25 protein-coding genes are annotated in these 25,798 nt (G+C 70.1%); 12 read left to right on the top strand and 13 right to left on the bottom strand.

The genetic code is table 11. The features are described from left to right. Positions 1 to 11 precede the first annotated feature (11 nt). Complete coding sequence (locus tag BMZ47_RS14990) at positions 12 to 1,058, top strand: threonine aldolase family protein (protein WP_091863230.1); 1,047 nt, start codon at positions 12 to 14, stop codon at positions 1,056 to 1,058. Between the two features lie 65 nt (positions 1,059 to 1,123). On the opposite strand, the gene BMZ47_RS14985 is transcribed toward BMZ47_RS14990, so the two are convergent. Next, on the bottom strand, positions 1,124 to 2,311 hold the full coding sequence (locus BMZ47_RS14985) for a DUF1501 domain-containing protein (RefSeq protein WP_091863229.1): 1,188 nt from the start codon (positions 2,309 to 2,311) through the stop codon (positions 1,124 to 1,126). Further along, on the bottom strand, positions 2,308 to 3,831 hold the full coding sequence (locus BMZ47_RS14980) for a DUF1800 domain-containing protein (protein ID WP_091863228.1): 1,524 nt from the start codon (positions 3,829 to 3,831) through the stop codon (positions 2,308 to 2,310). Before BMZ47_RS14980 ends, BMZ47_RS14985 begins: the two co-directional genes overlap by 4 nt. Before the next feature lie 190 nt (positions 3,832 to 4,021). Between BMZ47_RS14980 and BMZ47_RS14975 the strand changes: the two genes are divergently transcribed. Further along, positions 4,022 to 5,635, top strand: coding sequence for a peptide chain release factor 3 (locus tag BMZ47_RS14975; RefSeq protein WP_007566411.1), 1,614 nt, complete (start codon positions 4,022 to 4,024; stop codon positions 5,633 to 5,635). A 357-nt stretch (positions 5,636 to 5,992) separates the two neighbouring features. Here BMZ47_RS14975 and BMZ47_RS14970 read toward each other — a convergent pair whose 3' ends face one another. Beyond that, the gene (locus tag BMZ47_RS14970) at positions 5,993 to 6,451 is read right to left on the bottom strand and encodes a response regulator (protein ID WP_007566413.1); all 459 of its coding nucleotides are present in this window, start codon (positions 6,449 to 6,451) and stop codon (positions 5,993 to 5,995) included. An 8-nt stretch (positions 6,452 to 6,459) separates the two neighbouring features. Continuing rightward, positions 6,460 to 6,927, bottom strand: a complete 468-nt coding sequence (locus BMZ47_RS14965; RefSeq protein ID WP_007566415.1) for a BLUF domain-containing protein — start codon at positions 6,925 to 6,927, stop codon at positions 6,460 to 6,462. A 298-nt stretch (positions 6,928 to 7,225) separates the two neighbouring features. On the opposite strand from BMZ47_RS14965, the gene BMZ47_RS14960 reads away from it, so the two are divergent. The 5 genes from BMZ47_RS14960 (at position 7,226) to BMZ47_RS14940 (ending at position 12,884) form a co-directional block, all read left to right on the top strand. After that, entirely contained in the window at positions 7,226 to 8,617 is a 1,392-nt protein-coding gene (locus BMZ47_RS14960; protein ID WP_091863227.1) for a flagellar hook protein FlgE, read from the top strand. Positions 8,618 to 8,651: 34 nt separating this feature from the next. Then, the gene (flgK, locus tag BMZ47_RS14955; RefSeq protein ID WP_091863226.1) at positions 8,652 to 10,586 is read left to right on the top strand and encodes a flagellar hook-associated protein FlgK; all 1,935 of its coding nucleotides are present in this window, start codon (positions 8,652 to 8,654) and stop codon (positions 10,584 to 10,586) included. A gap of 2 nt (positions 10,587 to 10,588) precedes the next feature. After that, on the top strand, positions 10,589 to 12,190 hold the full coding sequence (locus tag BMZ47_RS14950; RefSeq protein ID WP_091863225.1) for a flagellin: 1,602 nt from the start codon (positions 10,589 to 10,591) through the stop codon (positions 12,188 to 12,190). Positions 12,191 to 12,292: 102 nt separating this feature from the next. Then, positions 12,293 to 12,553, top strand: a complete 261-nt coding sequence (locus tag BMZ47_RS14945; protein WP_091863224.1) for a hypothetical protein — start codon at positions 12,293 to 12,295, stop codon at positions 12,551 to 12,553. Between the two features lies 1 nt (position 12,554). Next, positions 12,555 to 12,884 carry a hypothetical protein gene (locus tag BMZ47_RS14940; protein ID WP_091863223.1) on the top strand — a complete coding sequence of 110 codons (330 nt, stop codon included), beginning with the start codon at positions 12,555 to 12,557 and terminating at the stop codon, positions 12,882 to 12,884. 8 nt (positions 12,885 to 12,892) lie between these two features. Here BMZ47_RS14940 and BMZ47_RS14935 read toward each other — a convergent pair whose 3' ends face one another. The 3 genes from BMZ47_RS14935 to BMZ47_RS14925 form a co-directional block, all read right to left on the bottom strand. Next, the gene (locus BMZ47_RS14935; protein WP_050733131.1) at positions 12,893 to 13,366 is read right to left on the bottom strand and encodes a hypothetical protein; all 474 of its coding nucleotides are present in this window, start codon (positions 13,364 to 13,366) and stop codon (positions 12,893 to 12,895) included. Further along, on the bottom strand, positions 13,353 to 13,712 hold the full coding sequence (locus BMZ47_RS14930) for a rod-binding protein (protein WP_007566429.1): 360 nt from the start codon (positions 13,710 to 13,712) through the stop codon (positions 13,353 to 13,355). Before BMZ47_RS14930 ends, BMZ47_RS14935 begins: the two co-directional genes overlap by 14 nt. Positions 13,713 to 13,793: 81 nt before the next feature. Next, entirely contained in the window at positions 13,794 to 14,933 is a 1,140-nt protein-coding gene (locus BMZ47_RS14925; protein WP_091863222.1) for a flagellar basal body P-ring protein FlgI, read from the bottom strand. Positions 14,934 to 15,175: 242 nt separating this feature from the next. Here BMZ47_RS14925 and BMZ47_RS14920 point away from each other — a divergent pair, with 242 nt between their 5' ends. Next, complete coding sequence (locus BMZ47_RS14920; protein WP_091863221.1) at positions 15,176 to 15,604, top strand: flagellar assembly protein FliX; 429 nt, start codon at positions 15,176 to 15,178, stop codon at positions 15,602 to 15,604. A gap of 116 nt (positions 15,605 to 15,720) precedes the next feature. Here BMZ47_RS14920 and BMZ47_RS14915 read toward each other — a convergent pair whose 3' ends face one another. Then, positions 15,721 to 17,217, bottom strand: coding sequence for a helicase HerA domain-containing protein (locus BMZ47_RS14915; protein WP_050733128.1), 1,497 nt, complete (start codon positions 17,215 to 17,217; stop codon positions 15,721 to 15,723). 165 nt (positions 17,218 to 17,382) lie between these two features. On the opposite strand from BMZ47_RS14915, the gene BMZ47_RS14910 reads away from it, so the two are divergent. Beyond that, positions 17,383 to 18,630, top strand: coding sequence for an Hsp70 family protein (locus BMZ47_RS14910; protein WP_091863220.1), 1,248 nt, complete (start codon positions 17,383 to 17,385; stop codon positions 18,628 to 18,630). A gap of 7 nt (positions 18,631 to 18,637) precedes the next feature. On the opposite strand, the gene BMZ47_RS14905 is transcribed toward BMZ47_RS14910, so the two are convergent. Both BMZ47_RS14905 and BMZ47_RS14900 read right to left on the bottom strand, forming a co-directional pair. Then, the gene (locus tag BMZ47_RS14905) at positions 18,638 to 19,081 is read right to left on the bottom strand and encodes a type II toxin-antitoxin system VapC family toxin (protein WP_091863219.1); all 444 of its coding nucleotides are present in this window, start codon (positions 19,079 to 19,081) and stop codon (positions 18,638 to 18,640) included. Next, the gene (locus tag BMZ47_RS14900; protein WP_007566439.1) at positions 19,078 to 19,332 is read right to left on the bottom strand and encodes a type II toxin-antitoxin system Phd/YefM family antitoxin; all 255 of its coding nucleotides are present in this window, start codon (positions 19,330 to 19,332) and stop codon (positions 19,078 to 19,080) included. The genes BMZ47_RS14905 and BMZ47_RS14900 overlap by 4 nt, the downstream gene beginning before the upstream one ends. Positions 19,333 to 19,588: 256 nt before the next feature. Between BMZ47_RS14900 and BMZ47_RS14895 the strand changes: the two genes are divergently transcribed. The 3 genes from BMZ47_RS14895 to dksA all read left to right on the top strand — a co-directional run bounded on the left by BMZ47_RS14895 (position 19,589) and on the right by dksA (position 22,572). Then, positions 19,589 to 20,962, top strand: a complete 1,374-nt coding sequence (locus tag BMZ47_RS14895) for an MBOAT family O-acyltransferase (RefSeq protein ID WP_091863218.1) — start codon at positions 19,589 to 19,591, stop codon at positions 20,960 to 20,962. A 2-nt stretch (positions 20,963 to 20,964) separates the two neighbouring features. Next, entirely contained in the window at positions 20,965 to 21,981 is a 1,017-nt protein-coding gene (locus tag BMZ47_RS14890) for a hypothetical protein (RefSeq protein WP_091863217.1), read from the top strand. Between the two features lie 171 nt (positions 21,982 to 22,152). Next, positions 22,153 to 22,572, top strand: coding sequence for an RNA polymerase-binding protein DksA (dksA, locus tag BMZ47_RS14885; RefSeq protein ID WP_007566446.1), 420 nt, complete (start codon positions 22,153 to 22,155; stop codon positions 22,570 to 22,572). A gap of 134 nt (positions 22,573 to 22,706) precedes the next feature. On the opposite strand, the gene BMZ47_RS14880 is transcribed toward dksA, so the two are convergent. Genes BMZ47_RS14880 through BMZ47_RS14870 form a run of 3 tightly spaced genes read right to left on the bottom strand, consistent with a single transcriptional unit; the run spans position 22,707 to position 25,583 of the window. Then, positions 22,707 to 24,419, bottom strand: coding sequence for a pilus assembly protein (locus BMZ47_RS14880; RefSeq protein WP_091863216.1), 1,713 nt, complete (start codon positions 24,417 to 24,419; stop codon positions 22,707 to 22,709). Further along, entirely contained in the window at positions 24,403 to 25,050 is a 648-nt protein-coding gene (locus BMZ47_RS14875) for a TadE/TadG family type IV pilus assembly protein (RefSeq protein WP_091863215.1), read from the bottom strand. Before BMZ47_RS14875 ends, BMZ47_RS14880 begins: the two co-directional genes overlap by 17 nt. After that, positions 25,044 to 25,583 carry a TadE family protein gene (locus BMZ47_RS14870; RefSeq protein WP_091863214.1) on the bottom strand — a complete coding sequence of 180 codons (540 nt, stop codon included), beginning with the start codon at positions 25,581 to 25,583 and terminating at the stop codon, positions 25,044 to 25,046. The genes BMZ47_RS14875 and BMZ47_RS14870 overlap by 7 nt, the downstream gene beginning before the upstream one ends. Positions 25,584 to 25,798: the final 215 nt, after the last annotated feature.

Raw genomic sequence — 25,798 nt, 5'->3', positions numbered from 1 at the left:
AGGCTGTGCCCATGCAACACGACGACTCGCAGCAATTCGCCAGTGACAACTACTCCGGCATCTGCCCGGAGGCGTGGTCCGCCATGGAGGCGGCCAATCGCGGCCACGCGCCGGCCTATGGTGAGGATGCCTGGACGGCCCGGGCCGCGGACGCGTTCCGCCGCCTGTTCGAGACCGAGTGCGAGGTGTTCTTCGCCTTCAATGGCACCGCCGCGAACGCCCTCGCTTTGGCCGCCCTGTGCCAATCCTACCACAGCGTGATCTGCGCCGATTCGGCCCATGTCGAGACCGACGAGTGCGGGGCGCCGGAATTCTTCTCCAACGGCTCCAAGCTGCTCACGGCGCGCACCGAGGGCGGCAAGCTCACCCCGGAGGCGATCCGCGGGCTCGCCACCAACCGCAGCGACATCCATTTCCCGCGCCCGCGGGTGGTCACGATCACCCAGCCGACCGAGACCGGGCAGGTCTACACGCTGGCCGAGCTGCGGGCGTTGTCGGCCACCTGCCGGGACCTCGGCCTCGCCCTGCACATGGACGGCTCGCGCTTCGCCAATGCCTGCGCCAGCCTCGGTTGCAGCCCCGCCGACATGACCTGGCGGGCCGGGATCGACGTGCTGTGCTTCGGTGGCACCAAGAACGGCATGCATGCCGGCGAGGCGGTGGTGTTCTTCGATCCCAAGCTCGCCGAGGATTTCGGCTTCCGGTGCAAGCAGGCCGGCCAGCTCGCCTCGAAGATGCGCTTCCTGTCCGCCCCCTGGGTCGGCATGCTGGAGAGCGGCGCCTGGCTGCGGAACGGCGCCCACGGCAATGCCTGCGCCCGGCGCTTCGCCGATGCCGTCGCCGGGCTCCCGGGGATCCGCGCGCTGTTCCCCGTCGAGGCCAACGCCGTCTTCCTGGCGATGCCGGCCGCGACCATGGAGCGGCTGCGGGCGCGGGGCTGGCGGTTCTACACCTTCATCGGCGGCGGGGCGCGGTTCATGTTCGCCTGGGATGCCGAGACCGCGCGCGTCGACGCCCTCGTCGCCGACCTGCGCGCCCTGGCGGCCGAGGCCGCCTGAGGCCGGGTTCCCGACCAGCTCGCCCCTTGGGCGGTTGATCGGCGCGGGGCCCCGACGGCGGCCGCTCAGATCAGCCCGAGATCGGCAGGCTCGGCGCCGGAGAAGACCCGGTGGAGGCTCGCCTGATCCAGGCCGTAGAGGCGCTGGAGCAGGCCGCCGAGCAGGGCGCGGTAGTTGGTGAGCACCGGGTAATCCCGGTTCTGGAACAGATGCGCCGCGTCGGCGCGCATCTGCGGTCCGACGATGCGGCCGCCCCGGATTCCGCCGCCCAGCACCCAGTAGACGCTGCCGTGGCCGTGATCGGTGCCGCGGTTTCCGTTCTCCCGGAAGGTGCGGCCGAACTCGGACAGCACCACCACGACGGTCTCGGACCAGCCCGGCCCGATCTCCTCGACGAAGCCCCCCAGGCCCCGGCCCAGCTCGCCGAGCCGGTCGGCGAGATAGCCGGTGCCGGCGCCCTGGTTCACGTGGGTGTCCCAGCCGCCGACATCGACGAAGCCGAGGTTGAAGGTCTCGCGCATCAGCCGGCCGATGCGCCGCGCCGAGAGCTCGAAGCCCTTCGGCGAGACCGCGCCGCGATCGGCCTGTCCGGCATGGTCCGAGATCGTGGTGTAGACCGCGTCGCGCACGCGAAACCCCTCGGCCACGGCGCCGGCCAGCTTGGTGTCGCCGTACATGGCGGCGATCAGCCTGGCCTGCCGGGCATCGAGACCCGGCTTGGCGACCCCGTTGATGGCGACGTTCGGCACGGTCTCGCCACCCCGGAAGATCAGCGGCATCTGCTCCGTGAAGGCGATCGGCCGGACCCGGGTCAGCTCCGCGGCGAGCCGCGCCATGAAGCCGGAATTGTAGTCGCGGGTGGCGCCGACCGTCTGGCCGAGCTCGATCGTGTCCTGGGTCTCGAAATGGCTGCGGGTCAGGTCGTCGGTGCCGGCGAAAGGCACGAAGGCCGCCTGGCCCTTGGCGTAGAGCGGCAGGATCGTGTCGCGCAGCGCCGGGTGGAGTCCCCAATCGGCGTCGAGCGCCAGCGCGGCGTTCGGATTGCCGGGATCGGGCCTGGCCACGGCGAGGTTGGGCCGGGCCTGGTAGTAGAACGCGCTGCCCGTGGGGATCACCACGTTGGCCGCGTCGTAGGCGCCGCGCAGGAACACGACCAGCAGGCGGGCATCCGCCTTCGGGGCCGCCCAGACGCGGCCGGCCACGGACGTGAGGCCGAGGGCCGTGGCGGCGCGAAGAAGGTCACGGCGATTCATCGCATGAACTCCGGCGAGGCGAGGTAGAGCGTGTTCCAGTCCTGCGGCGAGACCGCCTGGGCCAGCGCGTCCTTCGTGGGGGCGCTCAGCGTCCCCGACAGCGTCGAGAAGTAGAGGGCGTTGGCGAGGACCGGGAAGGCCGGCTCCTCGGGCCGGTCCGGGGCGGCCGGCTTGAACAAACCGGCCGGGCCGGAGCCGATCTGCCGGGCGATCTCGAACCGGGTGGTGAGCTGGCCCGGGCCGCTCCAGGCGGCGGCGTCGAGGGCGTAGCCGTCCGGCGTCGAGCGGTTGAACAGGCCCTCGCCCAGGCGGTTCAGCCAGCCGAGCACCGGGCCGGTGTTGAGGATCACCCGCTCGTCATAGGCCATCCGCAGGGCCGAGAAGACGTAGCGCACCGGATCCTTGAAGGCGCTGGTCTGCGCCGCCGCGAAGGCGGGCTCGCGGATCAGGGCCTCCATCACGGCGGCAATGTCGCCGTCGGTGCGGGTGAAGATCGCCGCCAGCCGGGCCACCAGCGCGTCGTCCGGCGCCTGGCCCATGAAGTAGGTGGCGAGCGCCCGGGAGACGCTGGAGGCGGTGGCGGGGTGCCGGGCGATCAGGTCGAGCGCCTCCTCGACCTCGGGCCAGCCGCGGCCGCGGATGCGCGTGCCCAGGAAGGTCTTGTCGCCGTAATCGTGCCGGTTCGGGTTGAATTCGAACAGGCCGTCCCGGATGAAGTCGGCGGCGTGCTCGGGGCGGAGCTTGGGCGATTCGGGCTTCAGGTCGATCCCGACCCCGGTGAGGATCCGCGCGAGGGCCTCGACATCGGCCTGGCTATAGCCGGAGCCGACGCCCATCGTGTGCAACTCCATGATCTCGCGGGCGTAATTCTCGTTGATGTGGCCCGCCGCGTTGGCGTCGTTGTCGAGGTAGCGCAGCATCGCCGGGTGGCGCAGGCTCGCCATCAAGAGGTCGCGGAACCGTCCGAGGACGTGGGGGCGGATCGCCGTGTCGACGTAGTCGCCCACCGCGGCGCGCAGGGTCGACTTGCCCTGGTGGACGTTGAGGCGGTTGAACCAGAACCAGGTCAGCCGTTCGCGCAGCTGGTCCGGGCTGTAGAGGGCGCGCAGCACCCAGGCGGAGGCGGCGTTCCGGGCGGCATCGTTCAGCGCGGCCTGGAACGCGCTCTGGGCGGCCTTGCGGGCCTCCGGATCGGCCAAGTCCTTGCCGGCCTTGGATTGCGCCTCGAGGGATCGGGCGCGTTCGAGCAGCGTTCCCGGGGGCGTCAGCGCGTCGACCTGCGCCTGCGCGGCGGGCGGCAGGTGCGGCTCGGCCGGCGGGTGGAGCTGCGCCTGCAGCCAGCGGGCGCGGCCCTCCCGGCGCAGCTGCGCGAAGGCCGACGGGGTGGCACCCCAGGTCAGGGCGTCGAGGAACGCGACATCGGCGGCCGGCGCCGGGCCGGTCTGCGCGGCGAGCGGCCCGGCGGCCATCAGCATCGCCGCGAAGGCCACGCGAAGGGACAGCTGTGCGGTGCGCATCATCGGTGCTCTCGCCGAAGAATTGGTCGCCCGGTCGAGCCTGATCCGGCGCGCCTGTACCGCAGATTAAGGGCTCCGGCGGCGGTTCTTTGCCAAGGCCGGGGCTTGCCGCTACACGATCCGGAGACCTTCGCCCGTGACGGCACCGCCGGGCGACGCCCCTCACGTTTTGCCGACCCAGAGCGTTCGCTCCATGCTGATGCAGACCAAGTCCGAAGCGAAGCCGGCCGATCCGGTTGCGCGGCGGCGCACCTTCGCGATCATCTCGCACCCGGATGCGGGCAAGACCACGCTGACCGAGAAGCTGCTGCTGTTCGGCGGCGCGATCCAGCTCGCCGGCGAGGTCAAGGCCAAGCGCAACCGGGTCTCGACCCGGTCCGACTGGATGGGCATCGAGAAGGAGCGCGGCATCTCGGTGGTCACCTCGGTGATGACCTTCGAGTACGGCGACTGCGTCTTCAACCTGCTCGACACGCCGGGCCACGAGGACTTCTCCGAGGACACCTACCGGACGCTGACCGCGGTCGATTCGGCCGTGATGGTGATCGACGCCGCGAAGGGCATCGAGGCGCGCACGCGCAAGCTGTTCGAGGTCTGCCGGCTGCGCGACATCCCGATCGTCACCTTCGTCAACAAGCTCGACCGCGAGGCCCGCGACCCGTTCGAGCTGCTCGACGAGATCGAGAAGACGCTGGCGCTGGACGTCGCCCCGGTCACCTGGCCGATCGGCACCGGCCGCAACTTCTCCGGGACCTATGAGCTCGGCGGCAACCGCGTGCGCCGGCTCGACGCCGCCGAGGATGCCGGCATGGTCGCGGTGTCGGGCCCCCAGGACCCGCTATTCGACGAGCTGCTCACCGAGAACGGCGCCGCCGATGCGTGGCGCGAGGAGGTGGAGCTGGCCGAGGGCGGGCTGAAGCCGTTCGATCTCGACGCGTTCCGCGAGGGCCACCTGACGCCGGTGTTCTTCGGCTCGGCGCTGCGCAATTTCGGCGTGCGCGACCTCATCGACGGCCTCGCCAAGGTGGCGCCGCCGCCGCGCGGTCAGGATGCCGACAAGCGCCTGGTCGAGCCGACCGAGCCGCGCATGACCGGCTTCGTGTTCAAGATCCAGGCGAACATGGACCCGAACCACCGGGACCGGATCGCCTTCATGCGGGTCTGCTCGGGCAAGCTCAGCCGGGGCATGAAGGCCCGGCTGGTGCGCACCGGCAAGCCGATCTCGCTCTCGGCGCCGCAATTCTTCTTCGCGCAGGACCGCGCCATCGCGGACGAGGCCTTTGCCGGCGACGTGGTCGGCATCCCGAACCACGGCACCCTGCGGATCGGCGACACGCTCACCGAGGGCGAGGATCTGCTGTTCCGCGGCGTTCCGAGCTTCGCCCCGGAAATCCTCCGGCGGATCAAGCTCACCGACGCCATGAAGGCCAAGAAGCTGCGCGAGGCGTTGCAGCAGATGGGCGAGGAGGGCGTCGTCCAGGTGTTCGTGCCCCAGGACGGCAGCCAGGCGATCGTCGGCGTGGTCGGCGCGCTCCAGCTCGACGTGCTGAAGGAGCGCCTCCAGGCCGAGTACGGCCTGCCGGTGGATTACGAGACCTCGCGCTTCTCGGTCTGCCGCTGGGTGTCCTCGGATTCCGAGGTCGAGCTCGACAAGTTCGTCGACAGCCACGGCTCGGCCATGGCCAAGGACCTCGACGGCGCGCCGGTCTTCATGGCGACCACGGCGTTCTCGCTCCGCTACGAGGAGGAGCGCTACCCGGCGGTGCGCTTCACCGACGTGAAGGATTACCAGAAGCGGGCGGCGTGATTCCTTTGGGGTGGGGGCGTCTCGCTTCCCCCTCAGGTCAGCGATGATCGGACACGGCGACCTGTGATCTGCGGCCGTACCCGGACCGCCGCTGTCACCGGATCACTTCCATCATCCCCCTGATCCTGAGGTGCCCGCGTCAGCGGGCCTCGACGGAGGCCTCCGGCCAGCCATGGGATTCCGGGAGGCGCCCTCCCCGGCTGCGGCGCCGCAGCTCGGGGTCACGGGATTGGCCGGGATAAGCCGCCGGTGCCGTGAAACCGCGGTCTGTCGGCGGTCCTGGATCCCGGGCTCCGCTGCGCGGCCCCGGGAGGACGGAGTGGATGAGCCGGCGACGGGGAAACCCTGCCAAGCGCCTCAGAACTTCCCGAGCATCGGGAAATCCACGGTGAGCGTCGATTCCGCCGCGATCGGAGCGTCGCGCTTGCGCGGCTTGCGGTTGAGCACCTGTTTCAGCTTGCTCTTCAGCACCGCCATGTCGAACGGCTTGAGGATGAAGGCGTCCGCGCCCGCCTGGTGGGCGAGGTTGATGTCCTCGAAGTCGAAGGACGATTCGGTGAGCATGAAGGGCGTGTTCATCAGCGCGTCGTCGCCGCGGATCTCGCGCAGCAGGGCCAGCCCGTCCATGGGCTCCATGGTGAGGTCGGAGATCACCAGGGCGTAGCGGCGCGTGCGCAGCCGTTCCAGGGCCTCGGCGGCCGTGGTCACCCCCTCGACGTCGGGGAAGCCGATCCGGGTCATCAGCATCACCACGAGACGCAGGAGCTTCTCCTGGTCGTCGACGATGAGGATCGGGGGCGTATCGCTCTCGGACATCGCTCGGCTCAGATGAAGAGGTGGTCGATGCCCTGGCGGGACATCGCGTCGTTCTGGAGCGCCAGGCAGAGCCCGTGGATCGCGGTCGCCTTCGGGGTCCCGCGCTGGAGCATCGGCAGCAGATTGGCCTTGGCGAACAGGCCGTCATTCGCCGTGTTGCGCTGGGCGCTCTTGAAGGAGTGGACGAATTCCCGCTTGGCGATCTCCCGCCACTCGTTGATCTGCACATCCCGGTGGCGCTGGTCGGCGCTGACCCGGTCGAAAGTCTCGTGGACCGAGGAGCGCTCGCCCTCGATCACCTGGCAGGCGAAATTGCCCTCGACGATCATGAAGCTGGTGATCACCGAGAATTCGTTCTTCTTCTGCGCGACGCGGCCGATCTCGGCGATCTGCTCCGATCGCTTCGCCGGATCCGCCGACAGAGTGAGGCGCGAGAAGTAGATGATGTGGACGAGGCTCGTCCGTTTCGCCCGCATGACCTCTAGATCCGAAATCCGTATCGCGTGTGCGTTCGGGCGGGACGCGCCCCACCCAGATTGCCCCGTCGACGATCTTCGCCCGCGCCGGATAACACCCCGTAAACGCCCGCCGGCCTGCGCGCCGGACCGGTGCAGCCTTGATCCGGCAGAATCTGCCGGGCCGGCATCCCCACTCGGCGAGGGCTGCCGGGCCGGCGGCGGCCCGTGCCTGACGAATCAAGGGCTTAGCTCTGGCACGGCGGTTGCGGTCCCTTGATCCTGCGGGCCAGTGCGGCGCGTATCGGGATCGCATGCCATGGATCTTTTTACCGCCCTGCAGACCTCGGTCTCCGGACTGCAGGCGCAATCCTACGCCATCAGCAACATCTCCGGGAATATCGCGAACTCGCAGACGACCGGATTCAAGCGAATCGACACCAGCTTCGTCGACATGATGTCCGAGACCACGCCGAAGCGCGAGGTCGCCGGCTCGGTCCTGGCGCAGTCGCAGCTGACCAACACGATCGCCGGCAACGTCGTGGCGTCGAGCGTCCCGACCAACATGGCGATCAACGGCGACGGCTTCTTCACCGTAGTGCGCAAGACCGGCGATTCGAACGGCGCGGCCACCTTCAGCGGCACGAACGTCTACACGCGCCGGGGCGACTTCGCGAAGGACAAGGACGGCTACCTGGTCAACGGCGCCGGCGGCTACCTGACCGGCACCAACCTCGATCCAGTCACCGGCCAGGCGACCAGCACCGGGCTGCTGCGGATCGGCGACACGTCGCTTCCGGCCCAGCCGACCACGTCGCTGACCTACGCGGCCAACCTGCCGGCGACGCCGGCCACCACCGCGTCGGCGACTTCCGGGTCCGACGTCTACAACCAGCTTCCGGCGGCCGTGGTCCTCACAGGCGCGACCTTGCCCGGTCCCTCGATTGATCCCAAGGTCGATCCAACGGCTCCTGGGACATTCGTCAATAACAGCATCGCGGGCCCGTCGATCACCGCCTACACGCAGACCGGAGCACCGGTAACCCTGAGCACGCGCTGGGCTAAAGTGCAGGACGCTTCGACGACACCGAAGCAGGATGCGGTCTGGAACCTCTATTACGCCTCCGACCCCACGGCCTCGGCGAATGCGACGGCCTGGCAGAATGTCGGCACGGCCTTCACCTTCGATTCCACCGGCAAGCTGACGGCGCCGACGACGAGCCCGGTCCCGCTCGGCAACGTAACGGTGGGCGACTACACCTTCGCGAACATGACCATGAATGTCGGCACGGCCGGCCTGACGCAGTACGCCGACACGTCGGGCGCCGTGACCACGAACACGCTGAGCCAGAACGGCAACAGCGCCGGCACGCTCACCAGCGTGGCGATCGGCGAGGACGGCAAGATCAACGGCACCTTCTCGAACGGCTCGGTGCTGGGGCTCGCCACGGTGGGCATCGCCCAGTTCGCCAATCCCGACGGGCTCAAGGCCGATTCGAACGGCAATTACCTCCAGACCGCCGAATCCGGGCCGGCTTTGGTCGGGCTGAACGGCAGCACGATCACGGGCGCGAGCAATGAGCAGTCGAATACCGACATTGCGAGCGAGTTCTCTAAGATGATCGTAACCCAGCAGGCCTACTCTGCGAACACGCGCGTCATGTCGACGGCCCAGACGATGATGTCTGACCTGCTCAACGTGATCCGCTGAGTGAGGACGCAATCCGAACCGCGGAGGCCGTGAGATGTCGTTGAACGCGCTTTCCACCGCGACCGCCGGCCTTGCGGCGACGCAGGCGGCGATCAACGTCGTCTCGCAGAACGTCGCCAACGCGGGCACCGCCGGCTACGTCAAGCGGACGCTCTCGACGGTCGCCACCGGGACCAACAATTCCGGTGTCGCCACCGGGGCGATCACCCGCAGCTTCGACGCCGCCGCGCTCAAGCAGCTGCGGCTCGAGACCTCGGGGGCGGCCTATACCAGCACCAAGGCCGGGATCGCCTCCCAGCTCGACGCGCTGTTCGGGGCGCCGGGCAGCGCGGCGGCGCTGGACGGCACGCTGAACACCTTCACCCAGTCGCTGCAGGAGCTGTCGGCCAACCCGACCTCCGCGGCGGCCCGCACCACCGTGCTGAGCAACGCCTCGGCGCTGGCCAGCCAGATCAACGGCGCCGCCAACGCGGTGCAGAACCTGCGCACCGGGGTGGAGGCGCAGCTCGGCACCGACACGCGCTCGGCCAGCACGCTCCTGTCCAGCGTCGCGAGCCTGAACGCCAAGATCCAGAACACCACCGACGCCGCGTCCCTGGCCGACCTCCAGGACCAGCGCGACCAGGTGATCAACACGCTGTCGGGCTACATGGACGTCCAGACCGTGGACCAGCGGGACGGGACGGTCTCGGTGCTGACCCGGTCGGGCGTGACCCTGGTCGACCGCGGCAGCGCGGCGGTGCTGACCTTCGACGGCCACGGCTCGCTCAACCCCAACTCGACCTACTCGACCGACCCGGCGCAGCGCACGGTCGGGACCATCACGGCGACGCTCCCGGGCGGCGGCAAGATCGACCTCGGCGCGCCCGGTGCCATCCGGTCGGGCAGCCTCGCGGCCGGGATCGAGCTGCGCGACCAGATCCTGCCGCAGGCCCAGCGCCAGCTCGACGACCTGGCCGGGGGGCTCGCCAGCGCACTGACCAACACCAGCGTCGGCGGCACGCTCAACACCACGACCACCAACGGTGTCACGGCCAGCGACACCACGATCACGCTGCCGAAGATGCAACCCGGCAATTCGGTGACCTTTCAGGTGACCGACAGCACGAATACGGTGCGGAACGTGACGCTGGTCGCGTCGACGACCCAGAGCAACGGCACGATCATTCCAGCCGGACAGACAACGGATGCCAGCGGCCTGACGCTGACGTTTAACGCCAGCGGCGGTCCGACCACCTACTTCACGCAGATCCAGGCCGCGCTGAACACGTTCAACAGCGATCCCGCGTCCGCCCCCTATAAGCTCCCTGCGCTCGGCGTCACAAACGGCCCTGCGACGGCGGCGAATGCGACGCTCACGCTTACGGCGGGCGGCAGGGTCGCGAGCGCCGCGACCGCCAGCATCACACAGCCGACCTCGCCGAGCGACCTGACCACGGGCTACCCGCAGCTCGCCCTGTTCACCGACGTGTCGGCGGCGCCGCCCCCGACCCCGCGGCTGTTCACCGGCTCGTTCGACAGCGGCTCGCAGCTCACCGGCTTCGCGCAGCGGATCTCGGTCAACCCGGCGCTCTCGGGCGACACCACGGCGCTCACCGCCTCCAGCGCCACCGACAAGAGCGCCTCGGGGGGCCGCGCGCAGGCGATCTTCACCGCCCTGACCTCGGCCCAGCAGACCTTCTCGTCGTCGAGCGGGATCGGGGGCGTCTCGGCGCCCTACCGGGCGAGCGTCGTCGGCTTCGCCCAGGACGTGATCGCCTCGCAGGGCGCGGCGGCCTCGAACGCCGCCGCCCTCGACGACACCCAGCAGACCGCCCTCTCGACCGCGCAGAGCCGGTTCTCCGCCGGGGCGGGGGTCAATATCGACCAGGAGATGTCGAACCTGATCGCCCTGCAGACGGCCTACGGCGCCAATGCCCGGGTGCTCACCGCCGCCCGCGACATGCTCAACCAGCTGCTGCAGATCTGACCATGACGACGATCTCCCCCTTCGCGGCCGGCTCCTACATCGCCAACCGGAACACGTCGCAGCTGCTGGCGCTGAAGAACCAGCTGAACGACCTGTCGAACCAGCTCTCCAGCGGCAAGGTCTCGCAGACCTATGGCGGGCTCGGCACCGGGCGCTCCACGGCGCTCGCCGCCCAGGCGACCCTGAGCGCGCTCGACGGCTACGGCGCCGGCATCACCGCCGCCCAGACCCGGACCAATGTCGCGGTCACCAGCCTGACCCAGGTCGCGAAGCTGGGCACCGACGCCCGCACGGCCCTGAACAACGGCCTGCAGAGCATCGCGGCCAACACCACGGCGGGCCGCTCGATCGCGCTTGCCAATCTGCAGACGGCGCTGGACACCCTCAACCAGTCGGCCGCGGGCAGCTACCTGTTCGGCGGCCGCGACGCCACCACCCAGCCGGTGCTCGACGCCGACACGATCCTCAACGGCACCACCGACAGCCAGGGCAACACGCTGGCCGGCCTCACCGCGCTGGTGAACGAGCGCGTCACCGCGGAGCTGGGCCCGGGCGGCAACGGCCGCCTGACCCAGACCGCGCCGAGCGCCACCTCCGTCCAGGTGACCGACGAGGCGAACGCCGCGACCCGGGGCCGATTCGGCTTCACCCTGTCCGGCACGCCCACCACCACCGGGACGGCGATCAACGCCGCGATCACCGGCACCGGCCCGGCCGCTCTAACCATCGGTCTGGCGGGCCAGCCGGCGGTGGGCGACAGCGTCAGCTTCGCGCTGAAGATGCCGGACGGCACCTCCACCACCGTGACCCTGAGCGCGGCCGCCAGCGCCGACTCGACCTCGACCACCAGCTTCGCCATCGGCGCCACCGCGGCCGACACGATGAAGAACCTGTCCGCGACGCTGACCAACGCCCTCAAGGGTGCGGCCACCGGCACCCTGGCGGTGAACGCCACGGCGTCCGTCACCCAGGACTTCTTCACCGGCTCGGCCCGGGGCGGTCCCTCGGGGACCGGGATCATGCCCCAGCGCATCGCGTACGATGCGGCCAAGAACCCGACCGGCTACGTGGCTGCCACCCCGACCAACACGGTGCTGTGGTACCAGGGCGAGAACACCTACACGACGCCGGCGGACCCGACCCAGGCCGTGCCCACCACGGCGCTCGACACCCAGTCGGTCCAGGTCAGCGCCACCGGCCAGGTCGGCACCGGCGCCCGCGCCAACGACAAGACGATCCAGAACGTGCTCGCGGGCCTCGCGACCATGGCGTACGCGCTGCCGACCACGAGCGACGCCAACACCAGCGCCACCTATAAGACGGTGGTCAGCAAGGCCGGGGCGCTGCTGTCGGCCTCCGACCAGACCAATCCCAGCGTCCAGGACACGGTCACGCAGCTCAGCGTCGCGGCGACGCGCCTGTCGAACGCCAAGACCACCAACACCGCCACCCAGACGACGGTCCAGAACACCCTCGACGGGATCGAGCAGGCCCCGACCGAGGAGGTCGTCGCCAAGCTGCTCGACGTCCAGAACCGGCTTCAGGCCAGCTACCAGGTCACGGCCTCGCTCTCGAAGCTCTCGCTGGTCAACTACATCAGCTGACGCCTGTATTCGGTGCCGCGACCATAGTCCTGCCGCTTTCCCGCGGTGAATCGCGCCGGACGGTCGCGCGTCGTGCGATCGCCCGATCGAGGAGAGGTCCGCATGGCGCTGTCCGAACCCGTCCACGCGATCCGCCGCCTGGGCGCCGCGGCGCAGATCGGCGCCATCGTGATGGCCGAGCAGGCGATCGACACCTATCTCGACGGTTGCCGCCGGCCCGACGACCGCGCGACTGCGCTCGACATCCTGCTGCGCGACCTCGCGCGGCTGCGGTTGCTCGAACCTGATCTCGACGGCTTCATCGGCAAGGTCGAGCGCTACATCGATCTGCTGCACCGGGACCTGTCGCGCCGGGCCGCCTGAGATGGCCGGACAGCGGATCGGCTGGGTTCTCGCCGCCGCCCTCGTCGGGGCGTCGAACGCTGCCGCCGCCCGGGAGCTCGAGAAGGCCCCGACCGCCGCGGCGGCGATGGCATGCCCGTCGAAGGGGCCGGGCTTCATGCGCCTGCCCGGCAGCGCGAGCTGCATCCGCGTGTCCGGACGGGTGATCGCGGGCGCCGACCTGCGCCCGGGACACGGCGCCGGCGCAGCGGGCCCGCCCGCGATTGCCGGCCGCCTGGCGATCGACAACCGTGCCGACACCGATCTCGGCGAGGTCCGGACCTACGTGCGGATCGGCAACGGCCGGCGCTGAGCGCGGCCCTACAGGTTCCGCGACAGAACCAACGGCCCGCTGCGGACGCCGCGCCCGTACGGGGACGGGGCGGGGGCCTGCTTGCCGTAGCCCGACGGGACCTGCGCCCGGCCGATCTCGTCCGCCAGGGACTTGATCAGCCCCTCCGAGACGGATCGCGCGCTGTCGAGGACCGACTGGTTGGCCTCGACCGCCGCGGTGAAGCGGCGATGGGCGGCCCGGAGGGTCTCGACCCCGTCCGGGTTGAAGCGCTTGAGTGCCACGGCGTTGGCCTTGGCGACTTCGAGGCCCTGCATGTAGGCCGCGGCCAGTGCCGCCTTCGGCTCGGCCGCCGCCAGGCCCTCGCGCAGGCGCCCGGCCCGGACATGGGCGGCCTCCTCGGCCAGGATCGCCTCCAGCGCGGCCATGTTGGCGAGCACGCCCCCGACCAGCGCCTCCGCGGTGACCCGGTCGCCGACGCGCAGCGGCTCAGCCCTTTGCATTGACGGCTCCATCGCTCGACGCGCCCTGCAGCTTCATGATCTCGCGGAACACCGAATCGGCGATGCCGACGCCGCCGCTCTTCACGATCTGTCCCGCATATTCCTTGGTCAGCATCGAGCGGTAGACGCCGCCGCCGGTGCCGTTCTCGCCGAGCGGGCCCTCGGTCCCCTCCGACTGCATCATCCGGTCGAGGCTGTTCTCCAGGAACATCGACTCGAACTCGGTGGCGGTCTTGTGCGCCTTGGCGGTGCTGCCGGTCTTGAGGATGCCGTCGGACACGCTCGCGGCGATGGATTTCCCGACGCCGGCGGCCGCGGTGGCCGCGAAATTGGCGAGTGGCAGCATGATTGGGCCCTCCTGTCCTTCCTGGGGCATCGTCTCGTTCCGAAAGCCGGCAACCACCTTTCGGGACGATGCACGCGACAATCACATCAGCTCGATATCGGCCTGGAGCGCCCCGGCGGTCTTGATCGCCTGGAGGATCGAGATCAGGTCACGGGGGCCGACCCCGAGGGCGTTGAGCCCGTCGACCAGCTCGCGGAGGCTCACGCCCTCCTTGACCAGCGCCAGCTTGTTGCCGTCGCCGGTATCGACCTTCAGGCTGGTGCGCGGCACGACGGTGGTGCGCCCGTTCGATAGTGGCGCCGGCTGGCTCACCTGCGGCTGCTCGGAGATCGTCACCGTCAGGTTGCCCTGCGCGATCGCCACCGTGGAGACCCGCACGTCGCGGCCCATCACGATGATGCCGGAGCGCTCGTCGACCACGACCCGGGCGGTCTGGTCCGGCTCGACCTTCAGCTGCTCCACCTCGGTGATCAGCCGGATCATGTTGCCGTTGTACTTGGCCGGGATCTGGATCGTGACGGTGGCCGGATCGGTCGGCTCGGCCGTGTCGGCGCCCATGAAGTCGTTGATCGCCGCGGCGATCCGCTTCGAGGTGGTGAAATCGGGGTTGCGCAGGGACAGGCGCAGGGCTCGGGCGTCGTTCAGCTTGAACGCGATCTCGCGCTCGATATTGGCGCCGTTGGAGATGCGGCCGTTGGTCGGCACGCCCCGGGTGATCTTGGCGGCGTCGCCTTCGGCGGAGAAGCCGGCGATCGCCACCGAGCCCTGCGCCAGGGCGTAGACCTCGCCGTCGGCGCCGAGCAGCGGCGTCACCAGCAGGGTGCCGCCCTGGAGGGACTTGGCGTCGCCCAGCGACGAGACCGTGACGTCGATGCGGGTGCCCTGCGCGGCGAACGGCGGGAGGCTCGCCGTCACCATCACGGCGGCGAGGTTCTGGGTGCGCATCGTGGCGCCCCGGGTATTGACGCCCAGCCGCTCCAGCATCGCCTGCAGGGATTGTTTGGTGAACGGGATGTTGTTGAGCGTGTCGCCGGTGCCGTTGAGGCCGACCACGATGCCGTAGCCGACGAGCTGGTTCTGGCGCACGCCCTCGATCGAGGCGAGGTCCTTCACCCGCGACAGGGCCAGCGCCGGGCTGCCGGCAGCCGCCAGCAGCAGCGCGCCGACGACCAGCGCCGCGAAGGCCGATGCGATGAGACGGAAAGGGTGGCTCGGGCGCATGCCGGGTTTTTCGAGGGTGAACGGACCTGCTCCCCTCCTGCCAGCCCCGTGCCAGCCGGACGTTTCGCCTAACTATTTGGCCGAATGGATCATTATTTGGCCGGCCTGCGGCGGGATGGTTTGATCGACCGGCACCGAACATGCCGACCCGGCAGGTTCTGCCGCCCTGTTTACCGGTGCTTAACCCTGCCGGCCGAGTGTCCGGGAAGCGCAGGGGCGCCCGGAGCGACACGAACACGATCATGCGCGTCGAGACTCGCCAGCCGATCCAGAATGCCGGTGGCGTCGCGGCCAAGGTCCGGGTCGAGGGCGGTCGCGGCTTCAGCCTCGATGCGGCGCCGGCCTCCGCCTCGGGCACCGGCGCGCCGGCCGCGGCGGCGACTCTGGCCGGGCTCGACGCGGTGCTGCTGCTTCAGGGCGAGGCCGAGACTCCGCAGGAGCGCCGCCGCCGCGCGGCCAAGCGCGGCCACGATCTCCTCGACGGCCTCGACCGGCTCAAGGCCGCGCTCCTCGGCGGCCGCGTCGCCCCGCAGGATCTGCGCGCCATCGCAGGCCGTCTGGCCGAGCGCTCGGCCTCCTCGGGCGATCCGCGGCTCGACGCGCTCATGGGCGAGATCGAGCTGCGCGCCGCGGTGGAACTCGCCAAGCTGGAAGGCCGGCGCAGCGCATAGATGCGTCGCCGTCTTTGCGAGCGGAGCGAAGCAACCCACGGCAGCGCGCGATCGCGAGATGTGGCGTGTCCCTGGCTTTCTTCGCTCCACAGCAATGACGGAGCGCTTGACGATCGCTACCCCGCCCGCCGCTTCGGCCCGGTGGGCAGCATCTGCGGCTCGCCCGGGCCGGTCTCGACCCCGAGATCCGGCACCGCGATGATCGGCGCCCCGCGCAGGTCCTTGCGGGTGACGATCGCGCCGCGCTCCTCGAGATAGGCCAGCATCCGCCGGGCGCGGCCGCCCGAGCTGGTGCCGTAGGCGTCGGCCAGCATCGCGTCGGTGGGGCAGGGGGCGCCCTCGATCGCCGCGCGGGCGACCACCAGGAACAGGCCGGCGAGGTCGTCCGGAAGGCCGGCCGCGATCTCCTGGGCCCGCTCCCAGGTGGAATTGTCGGCGACCGCTCCGCCGGCCTCGGCCCGGGCCACAGCGAGCCGGCGCTTGAATTCCGGCAGGCCCATCGTGTCGCCGCGCAGGCGGCGGATCCGGCAGCGGACGGTGAAATCCTGATAGAGCGTCGCGGGGGTGCAGGCGGCCGCGTCGGCATCGGCCAGGACCGAGGCCAGGACCTCGGCCAGGGCGGCCTCGCGGGCCTCCGGATCCATCGGCTCCTCTTCGGGCTCCTCCGCCGGGGCCGGGGGACGATAGCTCGCGAGCTGGACGAGCACGTCCGGGGCCGCCACCGGGCGCGGCTTCGGCCGGGGCATCGGCGGCGCCAGGCTGTCGGCCGGGCTCGCCGTGAGGATCAGCGCCCTTGCATCCTCGGTCGGATCGGGGAGGGGGACGAGCACCGGCGACGAGCTGCGGCTCACCGTGAGGGTCGGACCCACCGCGATGGTCAGCGGGCGCCGCGACAAAGCCGGCCCGAGCGCCACGAAATGGCCCCGGGGCAGGTCGCGGAAGGTCTCGGCCTGGCGGCGCTCCAATCCGAGCAGGTCGGCGGCGCGGGCCATGTCGATGTCGAGGAAGGTCCGGCCCATCAGGAAGTTGGAGGCCTCGGCCGCGACGTTCTTGGCGAGCTTGGCGAGGCGCTGGGTGGCGATCACGCCGGCGAGCCCGCGCTTGCGGCCGCGGCACATCAGGTTGGTCATGGCGCCGAGCGACAGGCGGCGGGCCTCGTCCGACACCTCGCCGGCCGCCGCGGGGGCGAAGAGCTGCGCCTCGTCCACCGCCACCAGCATCGGGTACCAATGGTCGCGGTCGGCGTCGAACAACCCGCCGAGGAACGCCGCGGCGGCGCGCATCTGCCCCTCGGCGTCGAGATTCTCCAGCGACAAAACCACCGAGACCCGGTGTGTGCGCACCCGGGCGGCGATGCGCTGGAGCGCCACGTCGTCGCCGTCGGCTTCCACGACCACGTGGCCGTAGCGGTCGGCGAGGCTGGCGAAATCGCCTTCGGGATCGATCACCGCCTGCTGCACGAGCCCGGCGCTCTGCTCCAGCAGGCGCCGGAGCAGGTGCGACTTGCCCGAGCCCGAATTGCCCTGGACCAGGAGCCGGGTGGCCAGCAGTTCGGTGAGGTCGAGGAGCGCCGGCTGCCCGCCGGTCAGGCCGAGATCGATATCGGAACGCATGGCGCTCCATAGCATGCCGGGACCGGATCCGGGCCTCCCCCGGACGCGCTGTCCACGCTTCCCGCGAGGCTGCCGCGCGGCTGCAATGTCGCGGCCGCGCTGGACCCGGGCGCCGCCGCCCTGTAGGGGCCGCCCTCCCTCGAAACAAACCGGATTCCTCACGCGATGGCGGCCTGCGGCCTCGATTTCGGCACGTCGAACACCACCCTGGGGCATCTCGCACCGGCGGGACCCACCCTGCTGCCGCTGGAGGGCACGCATCGGACGATCCCCAGCGCGATCTTCTTCGAGCTCGGCCAGGAGCCGCTGATCGGCCGGGCCGCGACCGCGGCTTATGTCGACGGCCATGCCGGCCGGCTGATGCGCGGGCTGAAATCGGTGCTCGGCACGCCGCTCATGGACGAGGCGACCCCGGTCGGGCGGCAGCGTCTGCGCCTGCGCGACATCATCGCCCGCTACCTCTCGGCCGTGAAGGCGCGGGCCGAGGCAGCCTGCGGGCAACCCCTCGACACGGTGGTCCACGGCCGGCCGGTCCATTTCGTCGACGGCGACCCGGAGGCCGACCGGCGGGCCGAGGACACGCTGCGCGACATCGCCCGGGACGTCGGGTTCCGCGAGGTCTCGTTCCAGTACGAGCCGATCGCCGCCGCGCTCGACTACGAGCGCCAGGTCCGCGCGGAGGAGATCGCGCTGATCGCCGATATCGGCGGCGGCACCTCGGATTTTTCCATCGTGCGCCTTTCGCCCGAGCGAAGGGGCCGCGCGGACCGGGCCGGCGACATCCTGGCCAATGACGGCGTGCGCATCGGCGGCACCGATTTCGACCGGCAGCTCAGCCTCGGCACGGTGATGCCCCTGCTCGGCCTCGGCAGCCCGATGCGGCGCAGCGACCTCGCGGTGCCGAACGCCTATTACCACGACCTCGCCACCTGGTCGGCGATCAACCGCCTCTACAATCAGAAGACCCTGCGCGAGATCGACGAGGTGATCCGCGATTGCGCCAAGCCCGACCTAGTCGCGCGCCTGCGCGCCGCGGTGGAGGGCGAGCGCGGCCACGCCCTGGCCGGGGCCGTGGAGGGCGCCAAGATCGCCGCCTCCGAGGCCGGCGCGACCGCTCTCGACCTCGGCCTGATCGAGCCGGGGCTGGCGGCCGAAGTGAGCCGCGACACCCTCTCGACGCAGACCGGCGACCTCGCCCGGTCGGTCGCCGCCCGGATCGCCCGCTGCCTCGCCCAGGCCGAGCTCGGGCCGGAGCGGATCGACGCCATGTTCCTCACCGGCGGCTCCACCGGCCTGCCGCACTTGCGCGCCGCGCTCACCGCCGCGCTGCCCGCGGCCCGGGTGGTGGAGGGCGACACGTTCGGCTCCGTGGGCCTCGGCCTGACCATCGAGGCGGGGCGGCGGGCGGGGTGAGCGCGCGTTAGCCGCCCGGGACCGACGGGCGGCTGGTCCAGGGATCGAGGATCCGCACCCCCGTCGGAGCGAAATCCACACCGTTGCGGGTGACCACCGTCATCGCGTGCACCAGAGCCGTCGCGGCGATCAGCAAATCCCGTTCGGGCCGCGGGTTCGGGACGTGGAGGGCCGCGCAGCGCAGGGCCACCGCCGTGTCGACGGGCAGGATCCGCCCGGAGAATTCCGGCAGGACCTGTTCGTTCATCCAGGCGCGCAGATGCGCGCCCTGGGCCGGGTCGCGCCGCTCGGCCAGGCGGATGCCGAGGTCCAGCTCCATCACGGTGATCGCCGACAGGTAGAAGCGATCCGCAGCCTGGGCCGAAAGCCAGCGCATCACGTTGGGATCCGCCCGGCCGTCACCGACCTTGCGCAGTTCGGACACGACGTTCGTGTCCAACAGGAACGTCACGACAGATCCGCCGCCCGTGGCAGGTCGCTGGCCGTGGGGATATCCAGCGCGATCTCCGAAAGCCCGGGCTTCGACAGCGCCTCGACGAGGCTGCGGCGCTGCCCCGTGAGCCGCCGATACTCCTCGATGCTCAAGAGCACCTGCACCGGCTCGCCGCGCCGCGTGATGAAGACGGGGCCGTGCTCGGCCGCCTTCTGCGCTTGGTTGGCGTTCTGCTGGAACGCGCGACTGGACAGGGTGGTGACGGTCATGCCCGGCCCTTGGGCGACGGAAATGTTGATACGTTAGAACCTCGGCGACCGACGGACAATCCGGATCGTGGCGCAGCGGCTCCGGTCTCTCGCTGTGATCCCGCTTCATGAGGGGACCGGCGCAGCCTCCACCCGCGATCCGCGCCCAAGGCCGGAATCCCGCGATTGACGGGCCCGCCGCGATCCCCGACAAGGCGGGCGCCTCGCGCCCGGAGAGACCGGCGGCCCATCCTTCCCCTGCGCGCCGCCCCGCCCGATGCTGTTCAACTCCTTCGTCTTCCTCCTCGCCTTCCTGCCGGCCGCGCTGATCCTGCACGCGCTGGTGGCGCGGGCAGTGCCGGCCTGGCGGCTGCCGCTGCTCGTCGTCCTGTCCTTCGTGTTCTACGGCTGGTGGGATGTCCGGTTCGTGCCGCTGCTCGCCGGCTCGATCCTGGCGAACTGGTGCGTGGCCCGCCTCTACCGGCGCCGGCCCGGGCGCTGGCTGATCCCGGGGGCGATCGCCACCAACCTTGCCCTGCTCGGGCTGTTCAAGTACTTCGACTTCTTCGCCGACCTCGCCAACCTGATCCCGGGGCTGGAGGCGCCGCGGCTCGGGCTGGCCCTGCCGCTCGGCATCTCGTTCTTCACCTTCCACCACATCATGTATCTCGCCGACCTGCGGGCCGGCCGGGCGCCGGCCTTCGGGCTGACCAAGTACGCCCTCTACATCGCCTTCTTCCCGCAGGTTCTCGCCGGCCCGCTCGTGCGCTGGAGCGAGATCATGCACCAGTTCGACGAGCAGCCCTACGCGCGGCCCGACGCCGCCGAGCGCTTCGCCCGCGGGCTGATGCTGCTCACGGTGGGTCTCGCCAAGAAGGTGTTTCTGGGCGATCCGCTCGCGGCCTACGTGAACCCGGTGTTCCAGGCGGCCGCCGCCGGCAAGGTGATCACCGTCGCGGAGGCGTGGCAGGCGACGCTGGGCTTCACCTTCCAGATCTATTTCGATTTCTCCGGCTACACCGACATGGCGCTCGGCATCGCGCTGCTGTTCGGGCTGGTCCTGCCGCAGAATTTCGATGCGCCCTATCGCGCCACCTCGCTGCGCGATTTCTGGCGGCGCTGGCACATGACCCTGTCGCGGTTCCTGCGCGACTACCTCTACATCCCCATGGGCGGGAACCGGCGCGGCCTTCTGCGGCAGGTCGGGGCGCTCGCCGCCACCATGACGCTGGGCGGCCTGTGGCACGGGGCGGGCCTGACCTTCCTGGCCTGGGGCGCCCTCCACGGGCTCGGCCTCGGCGCCGGGGTCCTGGCCCGACGGGCGCGCTTGAGCGTGCCGGCGCCCTTGGGCTGGCTGCTCACCAGCCTGTTCGTGATGCTGACCTGGGTGCTGTTCCGGGCGACCAGCTTCGAGGCGGCGCTGCTGATCTTCAAGGGCCTGTTCGGCCTCGCGCCCCACGGTTCGGGCTTCAAGTGGCGCACTATCGCGGTGGCGGCTCTGGTCGCCACGGTCGGCCCGACCGCCTGGGCGGCGGTGCACCGCCTGCCGCCCAAACGCATCCTGGCCTTCGGCTTCGCGCTCCTGTTCGTCGTCGTCCTCCTGAAGATCGGGGACGATGCGAATTACGAGTTCATCTACTTCCAGTTCTGAGGATGGCGCTCGCTCACCCCCCACAGGACCGGGCCTGGCGCGCTTTCGTCCGCACCGTGCTGCTGGCGATGGCCGGTCTGTTTGCGGCCTATCTCGGCCTGGCGGTGCTGGTCGATCCCTACGACACCGGCCGCTCGACTCTGCTGTCCCGCGGGGCCGTCCGCCCCCAAGGCCCGCGTACCGCCTCGGCGTTGCGCGGCCGCGACCCGGCCTATGCGGGGGCGGTGATCGGCAATTCCCATATCCAGCTGATCGAGCCGGCGGCCCTGACCCGGCTGACCGGCATCCCGTTCGTGCAGCTCTCGGTGCCGGCGACCGGCCCGTCCGAGCAATTCGCGCTGCTGGACTGGTATCTGAAGCACCACGCCAGACCCGAGGCGATCGTGCTCTCGTCCGACGCGTTCTGGTGCTCCGACGACCCGAGCTTCCCCAGCGAGCACGGCTTCCCGTACTGGCTGGTCGGCGACTGGCCCGCCTACCTCAAGGGCCTGCTGCGCTTCACCGCCGCGCAGGAGACGATCAACCGCCTCGGCTGGCTGCTGAACCCGCGCCGGAAGCAGGCCGCCGCCGACGGCTGGTGGGACTACGAGTCGAACTATCTGAGCCAGGGGTTCGGCCGCGACCCGGCCAAGAAGGCGGCGCTCGAACGCCCCGTCGGCCCCGAGCCCAAGCCGCATCACGGCGGCCCGTTCCCGGTCGGCGACCGGCTGCGCGCCGAGCTGGCGAAAGTCCCGGCCGAGACCGCCGTGGTCCTGGTTTTCCCGCCCGTCTACGCCCGGGCCGAGCCGCCGGCCGGCAGCCCCCGGGCGGCGGCCGAGGCCGCGTGCCGCGCCGAGGTGCGCTCGGCGCTCGCCGTGCATCCGCTGAGCACGGTCGTCGAGGGCCGCGATCGGCACCCGCAGGCCGCCGACGCCGATCTGTTCTTCGACCAGACTCATTATCGGCTGCCGCTCGCCCGATCGCTGACGGACGAGATCGCCGCCGCGATCGTCAGATTGCGCAGGCGTGCAGCAGAATAAGCCCTAGACCGTGGCTTGTTTGCCGCAGGTGCGAACGCATTCGAGACAAGTTCCGAGCCCTGCAACGCTGCGCGTTGTCGCGATTACGCACCTCGACTATACGGCACCTCACGTTATCGCCGCGCACCGGCCATCCCCTGGTGGGCGGTTATGATCCAGCGAGGGTGACGCATGGCGAAGGTGACGCTGGAGGACGGCTACGTCCCGTCCGACGACGAGCCCTTCATGAACGACCGGCAGCGCGAGTACTTCCGGCGCAAGCTCCTGAGCTGGAAGAGCGACATCCTGCGCGAGGCGCAGGACACGCTGGTCGCTCTGCAGAGCGAGAACGAGAACCACCCCGATCTGGCGGACCGCGCCTCGTCGGAGACCGACCGGGCGATCGAGCTGCGGGCCCGCGACCGGCAGCGCAAGCTCACCGGCAAGATCGACGCGGCCCTGGCCCGCCTCGAGGACGGGTCCTACGGCTATTGCGAGGAGACCGGCGAGCCGATCTCCCTCCGCCGCCTCGACGCCCGGCCGATCGCGACCCTGTCGCTCGAAGCCCAGGAGCGGCACGAGCGCCGCGAGAAGGTCTATCGGGACGATTGAGGAGCGGCTCCGGCCCGGCGCCGGATCGCATTCCGGCGCGCGCCGCCCTTGTGCGTGCCGGGAAGCAACCGAGGGCGGCGCGCGATCCCCCCGGGTGGCCTCGAGCCGCCGTCCGGATTGTCCAATTGCGTCGCCTATTGCGTCAGCCGCAGCGCGCCGATGCTCGCCTGGATCTGCTTGAACGCCTTGATCAGGTCGTCCGAGGTGTTGGCCAGGTAGAACTGGCCCGGATTCGTGGCGCAGTTTCGCAGGAGCGTCTGTCCGGCGGCGTCGATCGGGTCGGAGGGGACGCTGAAGCCGATCGTGTAGATCGCGATGTTGACCGCCTTGGCGTTCCGGCAGGCCTCCGCCGTGAGGGCGTCCAGCGCGTTGCGGGCGGACGTCGTATCCTTCACGTTCTGGTTGTTTGGCGGCAGACGCAGATTCGCGCTCGTGTCATTGGCGTTCTGGAAATAACCGGCGGCGAAATAGAGCGATCCGGTGGGGGCGCTCGCGTTGGTCGACCAACTGTTGGTGCCGTCGGTCATTAGGATGATGATCTTGTTGATGGTCGTCGAATTCGAGGCGTTCGACGCGGGCGCGTAGGCCGCGGGCGTGCTGGTCCCCGCGAAAACGCTCTTCGGCGAGAGCGTCCGCCACCCCCACATGAAGCCCTCGTGGATGTTGGTCGCGCCAAGGGGCGCCATGTTGTTGATTAGGCCCTTCAGGGCGCCGGTGTCGTTCGTCAGGGGCAGGAGCGGCCTCGTGGTGCAGCCGAAATTCGGCCCGTTCGGGATCCCGAGATAGCTGTTGGACGTGGCGTTGCGGGGGCTGGTGTACTTGCAGGCCCGACCAAGCGCGGCGTCGTACGACAAGCCCTTGACGGGGCAGGCGCCGCCGGAACTGCTGGTATCGTCGTCGATGTAACTATTGTACGATCGATAGCTGCCGTTGTTATCGCTGAAATCTCTGTATCCGCTGCTAGCGTCCCCCGGCTCATCCGGCGAGAACAGGGGGACAAAATACGAATCCTTGTTCGCCGCTGTCGGCGCGCCGTCCTGGACGTTGAGCGGGTAAGGCAAGGTTTCCAGGCATCCCGCCCAGCCCCAGCCAGAATTGGCGGCCTGCAGCTTGGCGAAGATGTCGAACCGGCTGGCGAAGCCCGATCCGCTGGCAGACAGGACATTGGTCCAGTGGAGGCTGGATTTCCCGGTCTGGTCGACCCAGCCGGCATAGCGATTGGTCACCGGATCGACCGCCACGGCGCCGGCGAACGGCACGATCGAGACCCGGGTCGCGCTGGAGAAGGCCGCGTTGGTGTAGACGTAATTGATGAAGTCGGTGGCCGCGCTCTGCACCGCCTGCAGCTTCGATTGGCCGCCGCTCGAGGCCGCCATCGATCCGGTGTTGTCGAGGACCAGCGCGATCTCGAAGGTCTTGGGCAGGGGCGTGGCGCATTGCGCGGTGGCGCCCGGGTTGATGCGGTTCGTCCCGGTCACCTTGCCGAAGAACACGGTGGAGAGCTTGTGGGCGGTCAGGGTGATCTGGCGCGGATTGCTGGTGATCGCCAGCGTGTCGACCACGAGGTCGGACGCCCCCATGGCGCCGTTCATCGCCGCCTGCGCCATCCGGTTGAGGTCGGCGTTCGAGGTGGTCAGCGGCGTCTGGCACAGGAGCAGCGCGGTCGCGTCGGTCGCGGCCTGCAGCTTGGTCTCCAGCCGGGTCGCGAAGCCGTAATCGATCGCCGCGCCGGTGAACATCAGCATCGGCACGCTCAGGACGGCGAACAGGATCGCGACGTTGCCGCCGCGTTCCCGCGCGAAGCCGAGCGACCCCGGCCGGCGGGCGCGATCAGAGTAACGGGGCATCGCAGGCCTTCTGGGTGGTGCCCGGTAGAATGACCTCGGTGTAGGTGTTCGACCCGTAGGTCGTGCCGCCGCGGGTCGGCCACGGGACGGAGGCCGAGAGGGTGATCGTGTTGCCGACGCCCTTGACCAGCTTGACCAGGGCGGAGCCGATCATCGGCGTGTAGCTGATGCTCACCTCGGCCAGCACGTAGCGCATGCCCGAAGTCTGGTAGCCCGCGGGCACGAGCAGGTCGGTGGCGGTGCCCGTCGACCGGGGCTTGGCGTTGCCGTTGGCCACGCTGGAGCAGACCTGCGGCAGGAGGTTCAGCCGCTTCAGGTCGACGCCCATCGCGCTCACGACGATCTGGACCTTGCTGGTGTCGAACGGGCGCATCACCTTGGCGGCGGAGGCGACGATGTCGGTCATCAGCGCCGGGCCGATCGGGTTCTGCGTGTCGCCCTGCGCGGTCAGGTCGGCGACGGTCCGGGCGAGCAGGGTCAGCTTGCGCCACTCATCGATAGCGTGGGCGAGCTCGGTCATCCCGGCCCAGATCGCCAGCAGCACCGGTAGGATCACGGCGAATTCCGTGAGTGCGCTGCCGCGCCGGTCCCGGCGCAGCCCCGCCGTCCTGCGGACCAGGCGCCTCAGCACGGGTTCTGCCCAGTGACTTGGTAGGGCTCGGTCCGGAACACCGCCGTGGAGGTGAGCAGGCTCGATCCGGCGCCGGCGCCGCTGGTGAACGCCTTGGTGGTGAGGCCCATCAGGTTGAACAGGGTCGGGAACTGCACCGCCGCGGTCACGATCACGATCGTGCCGGGCTTGGCGCAGGCGTAGTTCGAGCCGAATCCGGTGGTCCAGGTGCCCGTGGTGGCGTTGACCGGCGTCGCGGCGCTGGCACCGGCCATCGTGCCGGCGGTGGACACGTCGATCCTGACGGCCTGGCAGTTGAACACCGTCGGGATGGTGCCGGCGCCGGTGCCGCACATCGTAGTCTTCAGCGCCGCCAGCATCGTGGTGGCGTCGGTCTGCGCGGCATTGGCGTTCTGGAACTGGCCGGTGAAGATCGACCGGACCGCGTTCTGCAGGGCGCGGTCAAAGTTCTGGGTCGCCCAGATCTGAAACGCGATCTGGAAGACCGCCCCGACCAGCGCCAGGAACGGCAGGGCAACCAGAGCGAATTCCACAGCGGCCGCGCCGCCCGCATCCCGCCGCAGGCGCGTCAGGAGGCAACCTGAGGTAGGTTTCGCTCGTGGAACTATTTGTACTCGTCGAGTCATTGACTCAGATTGCCGCACGAAGACCATGTGATGCCGTCATGTGCGGCCAATCGTTTGCGAAACACTTAATCCGGCCAAGCAGATCACGATGAGTTCAAGTATTCTACTTGGGGTTGTGTGCA

The organism is Methylobacterium brachiatum (genome assembly GCF_900113845.1).
Taxonomy (GTDB): Bacteria; Pseudomonadota; Alphaproteobacteria; order Rhizobiales; family Beijerinckiaceae; genus Methylobacterium; species Methylobacterium brachiatum.
Note: the sequence above shows the minus strand (reverse complement) of the source record. Positions and strands in the feature narration are given on the sequence as shown.

Coding starts and splice junctions, on each gene's coding strand:
- BMZ47_RS14990 (WP_091863230.1), top strand. CDS start 12: ATGCAACACGACGACTCGCAGCAATTCGCCAGTGACAACTACTCCGGC.
- BMZ47_RS14985 (WP_091863229.1), bottom strand. CDS start 2,311: ATGAATCGCCGTGACCTTCTTCGCGCCGCCACGGCCCTCGGCCTCACG.
- BMZ47_RS14980 (WP_091863228.1), bottom strand. CDS start 3,831: ATGATGCGCACCGCACAGCTGTCCCTTCGCGTGGCCTTCGCGGCGATG.
- BMZ47_RS14975 (WP_007566411.1), top strand. CDS start 4,022: ATGCTGATGCAGACCAAGTCCGAAGCGAAGCCGGCCGATCCGGTTGCG.
- BMZ47_RS14970 (WP_007566413.1), bottom strand. CDS start 6,451: ATGTCCGAGAGCGATACGCCCCCGATCCTCATCGTCGACGACCAGGAG.
- BMZ47_RS14965 (WP_007566415.1), bottom strand. CDS start 6,927: ATGCGGGCGAAACGGACGAGCCTCGTCCACATCATCTACTTCTCGCGC.
- BMZ47_RS14960 (WP_091863227.1), top strand. CDS start 7,226: ATGGATCTTTTTACCGCCCTGCAGACCTCGGTCTCCGGACTGCAGGCG.
- flgK (WP_091863226.1), top strand. CDS start 8,652: ATGTCGTTGAACGCGCTTTCCACCGCGACCGCCGGCCTTGCGGCGACG.
- BMZ47_RS14950 (WP_091863225.1), top strand. CDS start 10,589: ATGACGACGATCTCCCCCTTCGCGGCCGGCTCCTACATCGCCAACCGG.
- BMZ47_RS14945 (WP_091863224.1), top strand. CDS start 12,293: ATGGCGCTGTCCGAACCCGTCCACGCGATCCGCCGCCTGGGCGCCGCG.
- BMZ47_RS14940 (WP_091863223.1), top strand. CDS start 12,555: ATGGCCGGACAGCGGATCGGCTGGGTTCTCGCCGCCGCCCTCGTCGGG.
- BMZ47_RS14935 (WP_050733131.1), bottom strand. CDS start 13,366: ATGCAAAGGGCTGAGCCGCTGCGCGTCGGCGACCGGGTCACCGCGGAG.
- BMZ47_RS14930 (WP_007566429.1), bottom strand. CDS start 13,712: ATGCTGCCACTCGCCAATTTCGCGGCCACCGCGGCCGCCGGCGTCGGG.
- BMZ47_RS14925 (WP_091863222.1), bottom strand. CDS start 14,933: ATGCGCCCGAGCCACCCTTTCCGTCTCATCGCATCGGCCTTCGCGGCG.
- BMZ47_RS14920 (WP_091863221.1), top strand. CDS start 15,176: ATGCGCGTCGAGACTCGCCAGCCGATCCAGAATGCCGGTGGCGTCGCG.
- BMZ47_RS14915 (WP_050733128.1), bottom strand. CDS start 17,217: ATGCGTTCCGATATCGATCTCGGCCTGACCGGCGGGCAGCCGGCGCTC.
- BMZ47_RS14910 (WP_091863220.1), top strand. CDS start 17,383: ATGGCGGCCTGCGGCCTCGATTTCGGCACGTCGAACACCACCCTGGGG.
- BMZ47_RS14900 (WP_007566439.1), bottom strand. CDS start 19,332: ATGACCGTCACCACCCTGTCCAGTCGCGCGTTCCAGCAGAACGCCAAC.
- BMZ47_RS14895 (WP_091863218.1), top strand. CDS start 19,589: ATGCTGTTCAACTCCTTCGTCTTCCTCCTCGCCTTCCTGCCGGCCGCG.
- BMZ47_RS14890 (WP_091863217.1), top strand. CDS start 20,965: ATGGCGCTCGCTCACCCCCCACAGGACCGGGCCTGGCGCGCTTTCGTC.
- dksA (WP_007566446.1), top strand. CDS start 22,153: ATGGCGAAGGTGACGCTGGAGGACGGCTACGTCCCGTCCGACGACGAG.
- BMZ47_RS14880 (WP_091863216.1), bottom strand. CDS start 24,419: ATGCCCCGTTACTCTGATCGCGCCCGCCGGCCGGGGTCGCTCGGCTTC.